This is a genomic window from Pseudomonas sp. p21, from assembly GCF_001642705.1.
Classification (GTDB): domain Bacteria; phylum Pseudomonadota; class Gammaproteobacteria; order Pseudomonadales; family Pseudomonadaceae; genus Aquipseudomonas.
This window is the reverse complement of sequence record NZ_LWBV01000001.1, coordinates 937330-954798: the sequence shown is the minus strand read 5'-3', so window position 1 is coordinate 954798 and position 17469 is coordinate 937330. Positions and strand designations below refer to the sequence as shown.

Here is a 17469-nt window from a genome sequence, read left to right as displayed (position 1 = left end):
TGGATCAAACCGCATGAATAACCCCACGCTTGAGAAACCTACCGTGAACACAGAGCTGCCTTCACCCTTGGCCGATATTCATGACCGCGTGATGGAAGCCTATTACGGCAAGCTGGGGGATCAGTTCATGCGGGAAACGCAGTCCCGCATCCACTGGATCTGCGCCCAGGTCAAAGGGCGCCGGATCCTGGATGTTGGCTGCTCGCAGGGCATCGTGCCCCTGCTGCTGGCACGTGAAGGCTGCCAGGTCACCGGTGTGGACACCAGCCCGCAGGCCATTGAAGAGGCCAAGGGCTACCTGTCTTCCGAACCGGCCCACATCCAGCAGAACGTCACGTATATCAATTCAGACTTCCTCGCGCTGGATACGCTCGAGGTCGAACCGGACACCGTTGTCATCAGCGAAGTGCTCGAGCACCTGGTACGCCCGGAGCTGTTCATCGAAAAGGCCTACGACCTGCTCAAGCAGGGTGGCCGAGTGGTGATTACCGTGCCGTTCGGGGTCAATGACTTCATTGACCACAAGCACACGTTCTACCTGATGGAACCGTTCCGGCTGCTGGCCGAGCACTTGCAGATCATCGACGTGAAGATGCTCGGCAAGTGGCTGGGTATCGTTGCCGTGAAGAGCGAAACACATAAGCCGGGTGTCATCGACTCGCTGAGCATTGATCGCGTTCGTGAGCTTGAAAAAGCCTTCGAATCCATCGAGCGCACCCTGCGCGAGAATCTCGGTGTGATCGGTAAGCGGTTGGAAGATACAAACAAGAAGTATCGCACCGTCAACGAACAGATTGCTCAACTCAAGCCCGAAGCCCAGAAGGCTGAAACGCTGTCCAGAACGTTACAAACCCGCGATGCCGAAATTGCGACACTGCAACAGGCCAACCGCGAAATTCTCGACGCCAAGGCAAAGCGGGTAAAAGAACTTGAGGAAATCAAGGAGCGCCTGGATGACGCTAACAGAAAGTACCGCCTGGCCACTGAACAACTTTCCCAGCTAAAGCCCGAAGCACAGAAGGCCGAGGCACTCTCGCGTCAGCTTCAGGATCGCGAATCACATATAGCTTCTATTGAGCAAGCGAGCCGGGAAGCCCTTGAGGCCAGCGCGCGCAGCATCATGGAGCTCAATGAAGAGCTTGATTCGCTCAAGTCCAAGTTGGGCGAGGCGAATGAAAAGTACCTCGCTACTGCCAGGCAGTATGCCGAGTTGGAACAGCAAATCGCGGCGCTTGAAGAAGCTCAGGTGCAGACATGCCAGGAACTGACCGTAGCCAACGACGAACTGGGGCAGCGGAATCAGGAGCTGGAGACCCTGCAGCAATCCCTTCACACCATCGAAGAACAATTGCTGGCCACCGATCAGCAGCGTGTGGCTGCTGAAGAGCTGGCAGCTAACGAGACGGCAAAGATAGCCGCACTGCAGGCTCAACACGATGCACTGGAAAGCCAGCTTCAGCAAATGTTGGAGCTCCAGGCAAAAGACCAACTCGACAATGCAGCCCTGAATGAAAGCGTGGGTGCACTTCAGAAACAACGTGACGAACTGGCGGCTCAGGTTGAGGCGTTGTCTGAGCAGCTTGTCCAAGACCAGCAGATCAACGATGGTCATATAGAAACCATCACAGTGCTTCGTGCACAGCAGGCCGTCTTGCAAGCCAAGCTGGAAAATCAGCAGCAGGCGGCAGCCGAACTGCAGACTCGGGCCGAGCAAACGAATGCTGGTCATGTAGACACCATCACTGCCCTCCGCGCCGAGCAGGCAGCCCTACAAGCTGCGCTGGAAAGCCAGCGGCAGGTATCGGCCGAAACTCAGGCCCAGGCTGAACAGACAAGTGCTGCCCACGAAGGCACCATCACCGCCCTCCGCGCTGAGCAGGCAGCCCTACAAGCTGCGCTGGAAAGCCAGCGGCAGGTATTGGCCGAAACTCAGGCCCTGGCTGAACAGACAAGTGCTGCCCATGAATACACCATCACTGCTCTGCACTCACGTATCACTGATCTGGAGGCGCAGGTAGAAGCAGCAGTCGAATCACGGGATCAAACACTTGAGGCCAACACCGATTACATCGACACCATTGCCACCTTGCGCGAACGCCTGACGACGATGGAAGCCGCGCTGGAGAATCAGAAGGAGGCAATGAGCCAGCTGCAAAACGAAAGCAATCAGGATATTGCCGAGAAGGATGAATGCATCACCACGCTGCGCATGCGCCAAGCGGAACTGGAAGCCGAACTTGAAAGCGAGTTGGAGTATATGAACGAATTGCAGGCCCAAACCCAGAGGGCCGACGCTGCACAGGCCGAAACCATTGCCCTGTTGAAAGCGCGTCAAACTGAACTGGAAAGCCAGTTGCAGGCGATGAGCGAAAGACAGGCACGCAGCGAGCGTGAGCATGCTGCCCAGGCCAACACCATCAATACACTGGTTGACCTGCGCAATGGCTTGGAAGAGCAACTGCACGCAATGACGCAGGCTAATGCCCAAGCACAAGATGCCCAGGCAGAACAGGCAGAAACCATTGCCTCTCTGAATCAGGCCAAGGATGTGCTGGCCGAACAACTGTCGCTCGAAACTGCCAGCCGCCTGGCGGCGGAGGCAAGCCTGGCGGCCACCAACGAACAGTGGCAAGGCCTGCGCATGCAGCTGGAGAACGAGCTGAACTCGTCGAAAGCAGACTTGGGGGCGGCAAACATGAAGTACCGCACCGTCAGCGCTGAGCAGATCCCGCAACTGAAGGCCAACCTCAATCAGTTGCTGGAGCGCTCTGCGGCGCAGCAACGCAAGATCGACGAACTCAATGCAAATCTGGAACGTGCCAACACACAGCGCCATCTGGCCGAACAGCGCCTGGTCAAGACACGCACCAGCATGACTTACCAGTTGGGTTACCAGATCAAGAGCAGCGCCAGCTCCTTGGGCGGGCTGGTCAAACTGCCAGTACGCTTGCTACGCCTGTACCGCAAGGCCAACCAGCAACGCCAGCAGAATGAACAGAAGCGGATCGCCAATGAGCCGATGAAGGCACTGCTGCCTCCTGCACCGATCGTCCAGGATGAGAACTACCTGAAACTGCCAGAGGCCCTGCCGACCAGCGCGCAGAGCCGTTCTACGCTGTTGCGCCAAGCCGACCAACCCGCAAGCCGCCTGAAAATGGCCTGCGTAATGGATGAGTTCACCTTCGGCTCCTACCGCTACGAATGCGACCTGATGCAGCTCACGCCTAGCAATTGGAAGGCAGAACTGGAAGGCTTTGGCCCCGAATTGCTGTTCATCGAGTCTGCCTGGCGCGGTAAGGATGAGCTGTGGGGTAGCAAGGTTGGCCACAACAGTCAGGAATTGCAGGACATCCTGGCGTGGTGCCGTCAGAACAAGGTACCGACTGTGTTCTGGAACAAGGAAGACCCGGTTCACTTCGAGACCTTCCTGACCACTGCCAAGCAGTTCGACCACGTGTTCACCACCGACATCGACTGTATTCACCGCTATAAAGGTGCGCTCGGTCACGACCGCGTCTACCTGCTGCCGTTCGCCTGCCAGCCAGCGCTGCATAACCCGATCGAGCTGTACGAGCGCAAAGACGCCTTCTGCTTCGCTGGTGCCTACTACGCCCGTTACCCGGAGCGTACCCGCGACCTGGGCAACTTCGTCTGCGAGCTGCCGAAGTTCCGACCGCTGGAAATCTTCGACCGCAACTTCGGCAAGAACGATGCAAACTATCAGTTCCCCGAGGAATACCAGCCGTACATCGTCGGCACCCTGCCCTTCGAAAAAATCGACACGGCTTACAAGGGCTACCGCTACGCGATCAACCTGAACTCGATCAAGCAATCGCAATCGATGTTCGCACGTCGAGTATTCGAGCTGCTGGGCTGCAACACCATCACCGTCAGCAACTTCTCGCGCGGTGTACGCCTGTTGTTCGGCGACCTGGTCGTCACCACCGACAATGGCGAAGAAATGCTGCGCCGCCTGCAGCTGCTGGCCGAAGACCCACTCAACAGTGACAAGCTGAAGCTCGCTGCCCTGCGTAAAGTGATGCAAGAGCACACTTACACCCAGCGCCTGGAATACGTACTCAGCAAAGTGACAGGCACCATCAAGGCCCAGCGCCTGCCGGAAATCGTGGTCGTCTGCGAAGCCCAGGATCGTCAGCAGTTCGACATGCTGCGTGCCCATCTGAACCGCCAGACCTACAGCCAGGTGCGCATGGTCATCATCACCGATGCCTATCAGAGCAGCATCGTAAGTGATGACCCTCGTATTCTGGTGCTCAAACCAGCCCAACTGAAGAAATCCAGCCTTGGCGAGCTGGTTGGCAACACCCCGTGGGTTGCCGCGTTTGTACCGGGCGACTACTACGGCCCTAACTACCTGCTGGACCTGGCGCTGGCTACGCGCTACAGCCTTGCACAGGTGGTTGGTAAAGCCGCTCACTTCGCCTGCAAGGGGCAAGATGCCGAGCTGCAGTCGAATGAACTGGCATACCGTCCGGCTCAATCGCTGAGCGCACGGCGCTCGTTGGTGGCGACCGAGATCATTGCCGGTCAGCCATTGCTAAGCTGGTTGAAGGGCCTGCCATCGCTGGAGTACGCACACGAGCAAGGCCTGGCTATCGACCCATTCAACTATTGCGAGAATGGTGCGGCACAGCAGCAAAACATCAGCGCCAAGGTTGACGACCTGGACCTGAACCTTGGCATGACCATCGACCAACTGCAGGCTCGGGCCCAGGCCATTGCGCCTCTGAAAGTCAGCCATGACTCGCCGGAAATCACCGGCCGCGCCTTGGCCGAGATGTTCGGAGTCAAGCACAACAAATTCCTCGACCTGGCCGTCGATGTGGATAGCTGGCGCGTGAACTCCAAGCTGGCAGATGGCAAGCATGAGTATGTGTATGCACTGAATGAAGTCAGCCTGGACCAGCTGAATATCCAGGACCGTAAGCTCAAGCTGTACCTCGACTGCACGCCTGGCCTGAACGTACAGTTGGTGGTGCTGTTCCTCGATGCCGAGAAGCAGCGGATCAGCCATGTGATGCAGCATGCCAACCGTAACCAGACTTCCGAGGTTCCTCCGGAAGCCGCCTTCGTGCGCTTCGGCCTGCGAGCCTACGCATCTGGCAATACCGAGATCAAGGCGCTGGTCCTTGGCCACCGCAACCTCCAACCTTCGGAGATGCTGGGCCGCTCGCAACACTTGGTTGTAACCAACCATTACCCCGCTTATGACGACCTGTATCGCAACGGTTTTGTGCACAGCCGCGTGATGGCGTATCAGGAACAGAACCTGAACGTCGACATCTTCCGCCTTCGCAAGAACGAGGCTGTCAGCTATCACGAGTTCCAGAACGTGGACGTGGTAACCGGGTGCCAGACTACGCTCGCCAAGATGCTTGAAAGTGGCCAGTACAAGAGCGTATTGGTGCACTTCCTGGAACCCGATATGTGGGAAGTGCTCAAGCGCTTCACTCACTTGGTCAAGGTAGTAGTCTGGGTGCACGGCTCGGAGATACAGCCTTGGTGGCGTCGCGAGTACAACTACTCGGATGAACATCAGTTGGCACTGGCAAAAGTAGAGAGCGAAAAGCGCATGGCGTTCTGGCGCGAGACGCTAACGAACATGCCTGCAAATCTGAAACTCGTTTTCGTGTCTCGTTACTTTGCTGAAGAAGTGATGGAGGATGTGGGCTTCCGGATTCCAGAGGAGAGCTACGAGATCATCCACAACCCTATTGATACCGATATTTTCGATTACAGGAAAAAGCCTGAAAACCAGCGTTTCAAGGTACTTTCCATCCGCCCTTACGCATCAGCAAAATATGCAAATGACTTAAGTGTCGCTGCAATCAAACTGCTTTCGAAAGAGCCATTTTTTGAGAAAATGGAGTTCCGGATGATCGGCGATGGTGCTCTTTTCGAAGAAACCTTGGAGCCACTAAAGGGGCTCTCAAACGTCACAATCGAACGCGGTTTCTTGAAGCACAACCAGATCGCGGCATTGCACAAAGAGTATGGGGTCTTCCTTTGCCCAACTCGCATGGACGCTCAAGGTGTTTCTCGTGACGAAGCTATGTCATCCGGACTCATTGCAGTGACCAACGGTGTTACAGCCATTCCAGAATTTGTAAGCAACGACTGCGGCATTCTTGCGGGTGCAGACGATGCACAAGGGATGGCCGATGGCATCAAGAGAATTGTCGAATCTCCAGAGCTCTTCAATAAGATGTCCGCTGCTGCTCATCTCCGAGTCATGGGCCAAACAGCGAAGAAAAACATTATCGACAAAGAATTGGCACTCATCGCCCAATAAAAAACCACCACCCTACCTTTAATGACGAATACGATTACTATGAAAATCAACACCAAAACCGCAGCAGCACTTCTTATGTCTCTGGCACTCTTCGGCTGCGGAGCTGAGAACGAGCAAAAAACAACCCAAGCGCCTTCCTCGCAAAGCGCTCAAAGCAATTCCATCGTTCTTCAGAACGGTGAAAAATTGAACACCAATGGTGAGGTCTTCAAAGAGTACGAGAAAGAAACCTCGAACGGAAAGATGAAGCATTATGAAATCAGCACCAATTCGCTTGCCAAAGTAGCTGAGAATGCCATCTACACTCAATTGAAGAACCAAGGCTTCCAGCGCACCGTAATGGAAGACAACCCAACCCAATTCAAAGTCCACTACAAGAAAACCGGTTATTCCACCATTGGCGCAATCTATACCGAGTCCAGCGCTAACAACGTCAACACTACAAAAATGAAAATCTACTGGACCGAGACCTGAGTCTTCCCAGAATAGTGTCCTGAAGACCCTGTCGGGTATAATCGAATAGTAGGTAAAGCAGTGAAAAAAGTTGCAATGATCGTGTGGAATGAATTCGTCAATGACGCACGAGTATTAAAAGAAGCACAAACACTTGCCACCTCAGATTATGCCGTTAGGGTCTTCGCACTACATACCCCAGGGAAAACTGCAAAAACAGAGACCCTACAAAAGAACCTGGATGTATGCCGGGTAGAAAGGTCGCCTCTATGGCGTTGGAGGAAGTCGAAACAATTCGACTCCAAAACACCATTGCCTTCAACTGGAGGAACTTCTACTAGCGCCCACATCTCAGTTTTCAGGGTGATCACTCGCGCATGGACTCATTTGATGCTCCTTTTAAGCATCATACGTTTTCGACCGACTGTCGTTCACTCCCATGACGTAAATACCCTTCCTACTGCTTGGCTAGCCTCAGTCATCAGTAACTCCAAACTGGTTTATGATGCGCACGAAATAAGCACTAGCAGAGAGGGTTATGGAAAGCTCTCAAAGCTTGTTGCGCACATTGAAAAACTATTGATTCCTCGCGCATGTGCGGTCATCACCACAACTGAAACCCGAGCCAAATACCTTGCTCGACTTTATAAAATAGCAAGACCTGCAGTGCTTCAAAATCGCCCCAGATATGTTACCCCTCAAAAGAGCCGCTTGCTTCATCAAGAGCTAGGTATACGAGAAGAGTGCCCAGTAGTCCTTTACCAGGGCGGACTTCAAAGCGGTAGAGGTTTAGAAAAGCTAGTGCGTTGCACTGCACGCCTAAAAAAAAGCGCTCACGTCGTACTTATTGGTGGAGGTCGTCTAACACAACCTCTTATCGACTTACGTGACAATCTTGGTTTGCAGGACCGCGTTCATTTCATTCCAACAGTAGCACTGTCCGAGCTTCCAAAATATACTGCAGCGGCCGACATCGCCGTGCAGCCGATAGAAAACACTTGCTTCAATCACTTCAGTACTGACTCCAACAAACTGTTTGAGTACATCATTGCAGGTGTGCCGTCAATAGCAACCAACTTCCCTGAAATCCGGAAGATAGTGAATCAATATGACATCGGGCTTTTGGTTGCCGAAGGCAATGAAGACGACCTCGTGAACTGCCTTAACAGGCTCATCGAGGATCCGGAATTACGCGCAAAATTAGCCAATAACTCGAAGATTGCTGCAAAAAACCTATGTTGGGAAAGCCAAGAAAGCCTATTGGTAGACATGTACAAAAAAGCCACCTCCAACGGCAAACGTGAAGCGGCCAGAACGTGAATATCCTGATACTGAGTTTTTACTATCCTCCTGATCTTTCTGCTGGTTCGTTCAGGACGAAAGCATTAGTCAATTCACTTTTGCAGAATTCTCAGAAGAACATCACGATAACCGTACTGACGACCCAACCGAGCAGATACGATAGTTATGCTCCGAGTGCTTCCTCTATAGAAAGCTGCGAGGGGCTTACGATCAAACGAATTCCAGTGTTTTCGCGTGGCGGTGGAATCCTTGGCCAGGCCCATCTATTCGCCCAATATGTACGAGGTGTGCTGCAAGCGGTCAAGTCGAATGAGTATGATCTTGTTTTTGCTACCTCATCACGCATGATGACCGCTACCTTAGGTGCCTGGGTAGCCAGACGCGTTAATGCACCGCTTTATTTGGATTTCCGAGACTTACTGACTGATATATTGCCAGATTTACTACCGTCTCCGATCGGAACTCCCACTGCATGGTTCTTCCGCCACATTGAGCGCTGGACCGTGAAACAAGCTCACTCAGTCAACTTAGCTTCCCCAGGTTTCGTCAGCTATTTTAAATCACAGTACCCGAACAAACCTTTTACTGTTTACACAAACGGCGTTGATGATCTATTCATTGAAAACCCAGCCGCAATGGAAGAGCGCACTTCACGCCAGATCCGTATTTTATATGCAGGCAACATAGGCGCAGGACAAGGCCTTCATCATATTCTGCCGACACTAGCAAATAGACTTTCCAACAGAGCGAAGTTTATTGTAGTAGGAAGCGGCAGCGCAATGAAACAACTGAAAAGCGCACTACTTCAGCATAAGGTCACAAATGTAGACCTTATCGAACCCATGAAACGAACTGATCTACTATCGTACTACAATACGGCAGACGTTCTGTTTTTGCACCTAAATAATCTCCCTTCGCTGAAGAATGTGATTCCTTCAAAATTATTTGAATACGCCGCCACCGAGAAGCCTATTCTTGGAGGACTTAGTGGCTATTCTGCCAAATTTGCAACCGACAACATCAAAAACATGAGCATTTTCCCCCCTTGCGATGTAGAGTCAGCAATTGCGGCCTTAGAAAGCTTGAATATCGAAACAACTGATCGACGCGACTTCGTAAAGCGATACTCGCGCAAATACATTGTAGAAAGCATGGCAACTGAACTTTTGAACCATGCACAAAACACTTAATATGCTTTTATTATCAGGTACCGCAACGAGAAGAGAAGGCATCAATTGCGGCTAGATATCTTAAAATACAAACCTTGAGAGCCATTCAAATCGACGCACATATTCTGCGCCAAAAACACTGGCCACCTGTTAAGCAAACAATATGAAAGCACACCTTAATACAGAGCTAAACCAATGCTTACGCTGGTCTTTTTCCTTAGGCAGAAAATTCCTGAGGACAGCGCCCTTGCATACCGCCTCAGTACAGTTCATCTACATCCTCAGCCAATTACTTTTGCTTTTAGCCTTCTTCCTTCCTTTAAAAGCAATTATCGTTCTCAGCTCTGGCGGCATCCCGAGTTACTTCCCTGATTTTTTGAAAGCTCACCCTCAGAACACAGTGGTAATCTGGTTGAGCTTAAGCTCCCTGGTTGCATTTGCAGCACATCTAACATTTGAATTAGCTGCAACCAAAATCACTGCAAGGGGCGCACGCCTACTCATACTCAGAACAAAGAAAATTGTACTCTTTGACAATCAAGACTCAATTGCGATCAATGCATACTCAAAGTTCACTCGTGGATTTTCGGAGCTCCTGTTCTTTTTAATATCAATCGCAATTCTGTGCGCTATTTACCCGCTAATATTCTCCTTGGTTGTCACAAGTATCACAGTCTTTTATGCATTGATCTGCCTGGCATTCAACACCTCACCCAAACTACGAGCCGCATTAATAGCCCACCACCAAGCGACACTCAATTCAATATCGGGCTTTATTTTCTTGGTTGTATTTTTCGGAATAATTGGAGACTTTCTTTATTTCGCCCCCCCATCAGCGTTCATGGCCATAATATCGCTGCTACTTATCAGGCAAGCCCTGCAGCGGTTGGTGGGCTTTGCTACCAAACTGATAGTATTGAGATCGCAACATTCGCGAGTCAGTGCACTATTTTTCCACAATCAGCCGCTATTATTAGAAACCACTCAGAAGAATGACGGGATCCACTCTCTCTTCTCACCAGAGCAGCGCGAGCGCTGGATTCCACAGATCTTATCCCCTCTTTTCAAAACTGCATTTACTGTCGAAAGCGTTAAAAATTTCCAGCTAGGGCACCCTGACATATATTGCTACGAGGTTGACTGTAGCTCCGAAACCGAGCTAAAAACTTTTATTATCAAATTATTTGATGAGAGCCGAACTTACCCCGCCTCTCAAGAGAGCGCACTAATCGCTCAATTCAAGAATCTGCCTTGCCCCCCTCTTCGAGAGACCGGAAAGCTTCAGAGTGTAACTTATCATATCTTTGAGTGGTCAAAAGAAAGAAAAATGACCGGCAGGGAGTACAATAAAGGAAGTCTGACGCTGCTCGGAGACTTGATGAAGCTGACACCACCAAAGTCCCTTCTCAATAAATACGAGCGCTCCAAAAGCTATTTAGAATCCCGCCTAAACATTGAGATGCTGGAAAGTCTAAAACTATATGCAGTTACCGCAGACGACCAGAAAAAAATAGAACAACTGGCAGACAGCCTTGACCGTATAAAAGCACACCTAAGCAAACTTCCAAGGCAACTTATTGTGCTTGATCTTAACACTGACTCCTTGCTCAAGAAGGAGACTGGAGAGCTATCAGTTTTGCACTGGGGGAACTGGCTGCTGGAGCCTGCAGGGACGTATTGGCCTCTTACGGCCCACTCAGAGCTTCTTGAGTTTACCCGAGAAGCTCAGCGCACCAGAACTGACGCAGAGAACCTGAGCAGTGACGGCACCATACTTTCTTCTTATATGTTCTCATTTGAAAGACATGTCAATCGCCGAGACTACCAGGCGGCGCTAAATCTCATTCCGGATGTTTTAAAACACACACAAAACCTCGACGAACAAAATTTATAATCCGTCGACACACAACCTGGCGGCCACGCAACATCCTCTTTTGCTTAAGCGACTTCCTGAGCAAATGAGGATGTGGCCATCTGCCCCTTATAAACCTTCGCCCTTACCAACATCGCAGCAAAGACAGCGCTACAAATCTGCTTGACTATATATCTAAATTAATTGCGCGAATGAGATGAAAGAACCACATTCGCTAGGCGCATGACTCTACAAAGCCAGTGGGCACACTGGTGAGATGATAAGGAACTGGTCAAGCGGCAGCTACATGCCGTAAGCAACCTGCAATACCATTCAAAAAGAAGAGGCCAACGTCACCTCCCCCTTCGAAAGTACTTTTTCATCAAACTCATCTTTATAGAATGCGACAATTTCCAATTTACCAGACTGATTAGGGATAGCAAAACGAGCACTCGGTGACTTTTCATACCATCGCGTTTCGTGACGAACCCCATCAACCAAGAGATAAAATGCAAAATCACCGCCCTCACACTCCTGACCATTCATGTTCAAAGAGCAGTGTGCATAGATTTCATTGTCAACAACATGTGCCGCCACGTTAAGCTCGATCCCAGAAGAAACTGGAGGAGGCTTTATCGGCGAAAGCTTTAAATCGGGGGATATTACAGTAATATTTTTTTCAGATTTTTTTACAATCTGAGCTAGTGCTTCACGGTAATACATTTCGCAATAATGGAATGGCGACACACCCCAACGATGGAACTCATCAGCTGTCAAAAGATCTTTATCAAAATTCAAAAACTGGCTTCTATCAAGCACCCTTTCCATGGCGCCGTACATCCAATCAAGATCTTCGTTAGCCTTATCGATTTCCCCGCGAGCCACAGGGAAGACAGACTGAGTATCCAACTCAAAACTCGATGCCCAATACACCTTATTGACCAGTACAGCGTCAAGCTTGTTAAGGTCTTTCAACAAACCTAAAAACCTATGCATTCCTTGCAGCCACAACTCACGGCGCTCGACACTACCCTGTGGTATAACCTTATAGCCTTCAACGCCTCCTTCAGCTAGCAAACCGCTTTCAGCAAGCTCATTTGAATGAGTAATCATTTCGCCGGTAGGTAGTGCTACAAGATCAAATCTCTCATCAATCAAATCGATAAGAATCAAGTCTGCAGACTCTAGCTTATCAACTGCAGCTAGCAAGTCTTTGGAAAAATCATTAGCGACCATCCTTCGCCGGAAAGCTGACTGGATGCGATTTAGTGCCTCTGAATTTTTGTAAGGTGCGCTACACAAGGAAGCCATTGAAGATCTAGCGAAGTAATCTGAAATCTTGAAGCTGCGACTCTCTTCCAGATTAAAAATATCTCTTGAAACACAGCTACCATATATGAATAAATTCTTGATCACCACTAACGACCTTATAAAATTTACGCTTTCCAACTAAATAAACAGGCCAAATCGCAACTTCAACAACCTACCAAACTGTAGAACGCTACTCATCACCCAATCACACAAAGAGTGACTTGAGCACAAGCTAGGGCTTGATTATAGCACCAAGCCCCCTCCTCCCTGACAGCTTTGAGTTTCATTGGGTGTCAGATTTCCATAGGGATGTGCCCCACCATGAATTTCTTGCGCTTGGTTCGAGAGCGGCTGCCGCAGCTAGCGCACGCAGCTACGCAACCAGACCATCGCGGTTTGGTCCAAATTTCCCCATCAGTATGGGTCTAATTTGAGCCTTTCTGCTCATATCGGCGTTGGCAGATTGCCTTGCCCCCCATCGAATGGCCAATTCCGTGCTGGTTGCCCATGCCGAGGCGAGGAGAGCTTTTCCACAGATTCCGCTCACCGGCCCTGACAGCATAGCGACATCATCTGTAGAATTCGCATCCTCCTTCACTCCTTACCAGGGTCTAGCCCTCAGAAAGGGATTTCATGAGCAACAAAGCACTCGCCTACCGGCCCGACATAGACGGGCTCAGGGCTTTGGCCGTTCTGGCCGTTACCGTTTTTCACTTCAATAAACAGTGGCTTCCAGGCGGCTTCGTAGGCGTCGACATCTTTTTTGTGATCTCGGGGTTCCTGATTACCGGGATCGTTGCCAGGCAGGCGGCAGCTGGAACCTTCTCGTTCGCTGATTTCTACATGCGAAGGGTGCGACGCATTCTACCAGCGGCCTTGTTCGTGACGCTGGCGACCCTGGTATTCGGCGCTATCTTCATGCTTCCTGATGATGCGAAAGCCTTGTCACTGTCGGCGATCGCTTCCACTCTGTCAGCTGCGAATATCTATTTTTGGAAGTTCCTCGATACGAGCTACTTCGCAGCGTCCTCTGACACCGTTCCCTTGCTCCACATGTGGTCGCTCGGTGTCGAGGAGCAGTTTTATCTTATCTGGCCAGCCCTGCTGCTCATTACTCTGAGAGTTGGTGGTCGGGCGATGACGGTGGGTGTTGCCACAATGATCGCAGCAGCTTGCTTCTGGTACGGCCAGAGCAAGCTTGCTGCAGATCCAACCTTTGCCTACTACATGCTCCCGTCCAGGGCCGGTGAGCTATTGATCGGTGGCATGACCTTCTTCCTGACCGATGCGATCAAAGGTCGCATAGGCCAGCGTACTGCTCAGGTCATGGCCTTGGTGGGAGCACTAGTACTTGCATGGTCGCTCGCCTACATCCGAGAAACTGAAGGCTTCCCAGGCTTTATATCGATAGTTCCTGCAGTCGGCGCATCGTTGGTGCTGGCCGCCGGCAGCTTCGGTAAAACTCTGGTAGGCAACGTCTTGGCCGTGCGCCCGATGGTCTCTATCGGGTTGGTTTCGTTCTCGCTGTACCTGTGGCATTGGCCGGTCTTGGCGTTTTACCGCTATGCCTATGGCGAGCCTGACATGCTGGGAAACCTGATCTGCCTCTCGGTAATGGTGGCAATGACTTTGTTCAGCTATTTCTTGATTGAGGTGCCGTTCCGAGCCAACAAAGGGTGGAAATTCACCATGGCCACCCCGGCATCAGCAGCCCTTGCCCTATCAATTGCTGGAGTTATTTATACCAGCAACGGCATCATCTCACCTATCAGCCCAAGTGGTTACCAGGACTCCCTGGCAGAAAAACGCTCAGGCTCCGCGCCAGCTTCATCTGCTCCGTACGTTTGCCAGAGCGTTTTCAAACCTGAGTATTTTTCTTCGGCAAAATGTATTGCTGGAGACACATCCAAGCCGCCAAGCGTACTTTTAATCGGTGACTCTAACGCAGCTCACTACGCAGGCTATTTAAGTGCTATCGCCAAAAATGAAGGCGTAGCAATTAGAAACGTTGAGCATCATGCTTGCCCACCTTTCCCAGGGCAACGCAGCACAAGGTATATCAAGGAAGGCTACAAAGTAAGCTGCCCTGCATACAACGCGGAAGCATTTAAACAGATCACCAACTACGACACCGTTATCGTAGGGGGCAGTTGGCCGGCATATGAAGCCGTAGACAAGGCGGCATTCATGGCTGACTTCGACGCCATGCTAGATATATTGAGCCAAAGCGGCAAAAAAATAGTTATCGCTCTGAAGGTGCCTACATTCAATTCAGTAGACCGGCAGTGCCCTGAAAAAGCATTGAAAATCCCGCTCATGAACTGCGAACAGAAAACAGTCGTGTCTGATAATGGAGAAAATCGTCTCAATCAAGAGATTATTAAGAAAGTATCTGCTCGGACTAATTTTTCCTACTTTAGTGTTCGCGAACTAATCTGTAACGGAACAACATGCTCGGCCTTCGCTGGAAAAACCCAGCTTTATTACGATGGCGGGCACCTCAGCCGAGAAGGATCTGAAAAGCTAGGGAGTATAGCCATTGAAACTGGCAGAATCCCCGCACCACTTTCGAATATTGCTCAATCTAAACTAGCGAACAATTAACTCAGACGATACCTGGGTGCAGCTTCACATATGTGTTAGCTCACCCAGTAGCGTATCAAATGCGCCATAAAGCTCACGTATTTAGTCGAAACGGCATGCTCCGGAGCTTACCCACGCAGCCCCATGACAGGGAACTCAGAAATGCAAGTCAGACACTTGACGTACCGCCCCGACATAGACGGACTAAGGGCTTTAGCCGTTTTGGCTGTGACCGTATTCCACTTCAACAAGCAATGGCTCCCGGGTGGGTTCGTCGGTGTAGACATTTTCTTCGTGATCTCGGGTTACCTCATCACCGCGATCATCTACGGCCAAGGGAAAGGCTTCTCGCTCGGTGATTTCTACGGCCGCCGAGTTCGCCGAATCCTGCCAGCAGCAGCCTTCGTGACTGTTATCACTCTGCTTGTTGGCTCGCTCATGATGCTGCCAATAGACGTCAAGGCACTGTCGGAGTCCGCAATTGGCGCCACACTTTCCGCCGCCAATATCTACTTCTGGTTGTTCCTTGATACCGGCTACTTCGCTGCCTCTTCCGATACAGTACCGCTGCTGCACATGTGGTCGTTGGGCGTGGAAGAACAGTTCTACATGATCTGGCCAGCACTGATGATCATCGCTATGAAGGCTGGCGGAAAGCGCCTGCTGGTAGCGACCAGCGTCATTCTCGCCATCGCGTCGTTCACGGTGAGTGAAATTTTCCTGGCGCGCGACCAATCCTTCGCCTACTACATGCTGCCTTCCCGCGCCGGCGAACTGCTGGTAGGCGCTTTGCTTTTCCTGTGGCAGGATTCCCGCCAGATTTCTGCGAAAGCAGCAGATACAGCTGGCATTGTTGGCTTTATTCTGGTTGCCGGTGCGCTCGTACTGCTTGATGAGAAAAACGGCTTCCCTGGGATTCACTCTGTAATTCCATCGGTTGGTGCGGCCCTGCTGATCCTGGCTGGTACCAACCAATCCAGCCCGCTTTCCGAGTTCTTCGGTAACCCGGTGGCCAGGTACATCGGCCTGCGTTCCTTCTCGCTCTACCTCTGGCACTGGCCTGTGCTCGCCTTCTACCGTTACGCCTACGGTGAGCCGACGTTTGTTGGCGGGATCATCTGCTTGGTGCTGATGTGCGTATTGACCCTGATTTCTTACAACCTGATCGAGACCCCATTCCGCACTAGAACGCCGAAGTGGCTATTCACGAAGGCAGGCCCAATCTTAGCTACCAGCGCGGCAGTTATGGTAGTCGGTTACATACTGATCAAGAACAATGGGTATTGGCCAACGGCTGGAAGCTACGCATACAGAAAGGAAATCTACACCCAAAATTTCAACACACTGCCGGCAAGCAAATTCCCATTCAATTGCCAGATGAACAAGTATGATCCGGAAAAATGGAAACTTGACCAATGTATAAACGGATACAAATCCGTAGAGCCGGAAACTCTGCTTTGGGGTGATTCTAATGCCGCGCACTACGTCGGCTACCTGAAGGAAGTTGCCGAAAGCGGCCACTTCTCTATCCGCAATATATCCCACGCGTCGTGCCCGCCTGTGAGGGCTGCAGATGGCCTAGCGCCTCCTGCACTAGTAGATTCGTGCAAGGCGTTCAACGAGAGTGCTTTCGCGGAATCAAAAAAATACAAGACTGTGATTATCGGGGCTGCGTGGGAAGACTATTCAAAGAAGGGTGGTAACGCACAGATAGCGAAGACCATCCGCGAGTTGGCGGCCAATGGTAACCAAGTAATCATCGCGCTAAACGTACCGGTATTCACTGGGCTGGATCGCATGTGCACTGCAAAAGCTATTCGGATCCCTGGAATGGACTGCCCGTCGAAAGCAGTGATGCCGGACAATGGTGACATTGAAGTGAATAAATTCCTGAAGAAGCAAGCGAAAAGATACTCGAACGTAACAACATTTGATGTTCGATCGCAAATTTGCAAAAACGGAACCTGCTCTGCTTACGACCAGGGTACCCTGCTTTACTACGACTCTCGCCACATCAGCATGGTTGGCTCGGAGTTGATCGGCAAGGCCGTTGTGAAGTCTGGGCAAGTCCCTCCGCCCATTGCAGCCCTAAGCCCAGCGAATCGCAATATAGGCCAGAGCATCACCCATTAAGACCGCATAGAGGCATCACTGGCATGACAGCACAGAGGCCAGTAGCTACTTTTCTACTCTATCCTCTGCCTCCTCTCTGCAAGCAGAGCGCGCATCTTTCCAGTCCGTCGGTCTTTCGCAGGCCGGCGGCTGCCCATGGAGGCACAGGTGCATCGTAAACGCTCTATAAACCTTACCTGCCCAAGATGATCAGTGCGACCAGCTACGTGAATGGGGCGTAAAGGTCCACGGCAGAAGTGCCTCGCAATCTTCCACTGAGGACGCCTGCGGCATGCGTTCCAGTACGTGGCGCAGCCAAGCATGGGGCTCCTGGTCATTGGGACGAAGGCCATACGCCAGGAGTTTGAGGTCCC

Annotated in this window: 8 protein-coding genes and 1 pseudogene; 7 read left to right on the top strand and 2 right to left on the bottom strand. The window is 51.3% G+C overall.

Going from position 1 to position 17469, the window contains the following annotated elements:
* The first annotated feature begins 13 nt into the window (after nt 1-13).
* The 5 genes from A4C63_RS04405 (at nt 14) to A4C63_RS04390 (ending at nt 11131) form a co-directional block, all read left to right on the top strand.
* Nucleotides 14-6313, top strand: coding sequence for a glycosyltransferase (locus tag A4C63_RS04405; RefSeq protein ID WP_063911648.1), 6300 nt, complete (start codon nt 14-16; stop codon nt 6311-6313).
* A 39-nt stretch (nt 6314-6352) separates the two neighbouring features.
* Nucleotides 6353-6787, top strand: a complete 435-nt coding sequence (locus A4C63_RS04400) for a hypothetical protein (RefSeq protein WP_063911647.1) — start codon at nt 6353-6355, stop codon at nt 6785-6787.
* Between the two features lie 60 nt (nt 6788-6847).
* On the top strand, nt 6848-8086 hold the full coding sequence (locus A4C63_RS04395) for a glycosyltransferase (RefSeq protein ID WP_063911646.1): 1239 nt from the start codon (nt 6848-6850) through the stop codon (nt 8084-8086).
* A complete protein-coding gene (locus A4C63_RS25305) occupies nt 8083-9258 on the top strand; it encodes a glycosyltransferase family 4 protein (protein ID WP_082888258.1) in 1176 nt (391 codons plus the stop codon). The genes A4C63_RS04395 and A4C63_RS25305 overlap by 4 nt, the downstream gene beginning before the upstream one ends.
* A gap of 142 nt (nt 9259-9400) precedes the next feature.
* Nucleotides 9401-11131: a hypothetical protein gene (locus tag A4C63_RS04390; RefSeq protein WP_156510843.1), complete on the top strand. Its 1731-nt coding sequence runs from the start codon at nt 9401-9403 to the stop codon at nt 11129-11131.
* Nucleotides 11132-11422: 291 nt separating this feature from the next.
* Here the strand turns inward: A4C63_RS04390 and A4C63_RS25300 are convergent, their stop codons facing one another.
* Nucleotides 11423-12505 carry a DUF6270 domain-containing protein gene (locus A4C63_RS25300; RefSeq protein WP_082888257.1) on the bottom strand — a complete coding sequence of 361 codons (1083 nt, stop codon included), beginning with the start codon at nt 12503-12505 and terminating at the stop codon, nt 11423-11425.
* Between the two features lie 528 nt (nt 12506-13033).
* On the opposite strand from A4C63_RS25300, the gene A4C63_RS04380 reads away from it, so the two are divergent.
* Together A4C63_RS04380 and A4C63_RS04375 are read left to right on the top strand one after the other, a co-directional pair.
* Entirely contained in the window at nt 13034-15004 is a 1971-nt protein-coding gene (locus A4C63_RS04380; RefSeq protein ID WP_063911643.1) for an acyltransferase family protein, read from the top strand.
* 141 nt (nt 15005-15145) lie between these two features.
* Nucleotides 15146-17116 carry an acyltransferase family protein gene (locus tag A4C63_RS04375; RefSeq protein WP_063911642.1) on the top strand — a complete coding sequence of 657 codons (1971 nt, stop codon included), beginning with the start codon at nt 15146-15148 and terminating at the stop codon, nt 17114-17116.
* A gap of 189 nt (nt 17117-17305) precedes the next feature.
* On the opposite strand, the pseudogene A4C63_RS25295 reads toward A4C63_RS04375, so the two are convergent.
* Nucleotides 17306-17434: pseudogene (locus A4C63_RS25295) on the bottom strand (transposase domain-containing protein); the annotation flags it as partial.
* Between the last annotated feature and the right edge of the window lie 35 nt (nt 17435-17469).

Bases quoted from the DNA above. Each gene is read 5' to 3' on its own strand.
- A4C63_RS04390 (WP_156510843.1), top strand. From the start codon at position 9,401: ATGAAAGCACACCTTAATACAGAGCTAAACCAATGCTTACGCTGGTCT.
- A4C63_RS04380 (WP_063911643.1), top strand. From the start codon at position 13,034: ATGAGCAACAAAGCACTCGCCTACCGGCCCGACATAGACGGGCTCAGG.
- A4C63_RS04375 (WP_063911642.1), top strand. From the start codon at position 15,146: ATGCAAGTCAGACACTTGACGTACCGCCCCGACATAGACGGACTAAGG.
- A4C63_RS04405 (WP_063911648.1), top strand. From the start codon at position 14: ATGAATAACCCCACGCTTGAGAAACCTACCGTGAACACAGAGCTGCCT.
- A4C63_RS04400 (WP_063911647.1), top strand. From the start codon at position 6,353: ATGAAAATCAACACCAAAACCGCAGCAGCACTTCTTATGTCTCTGGCA.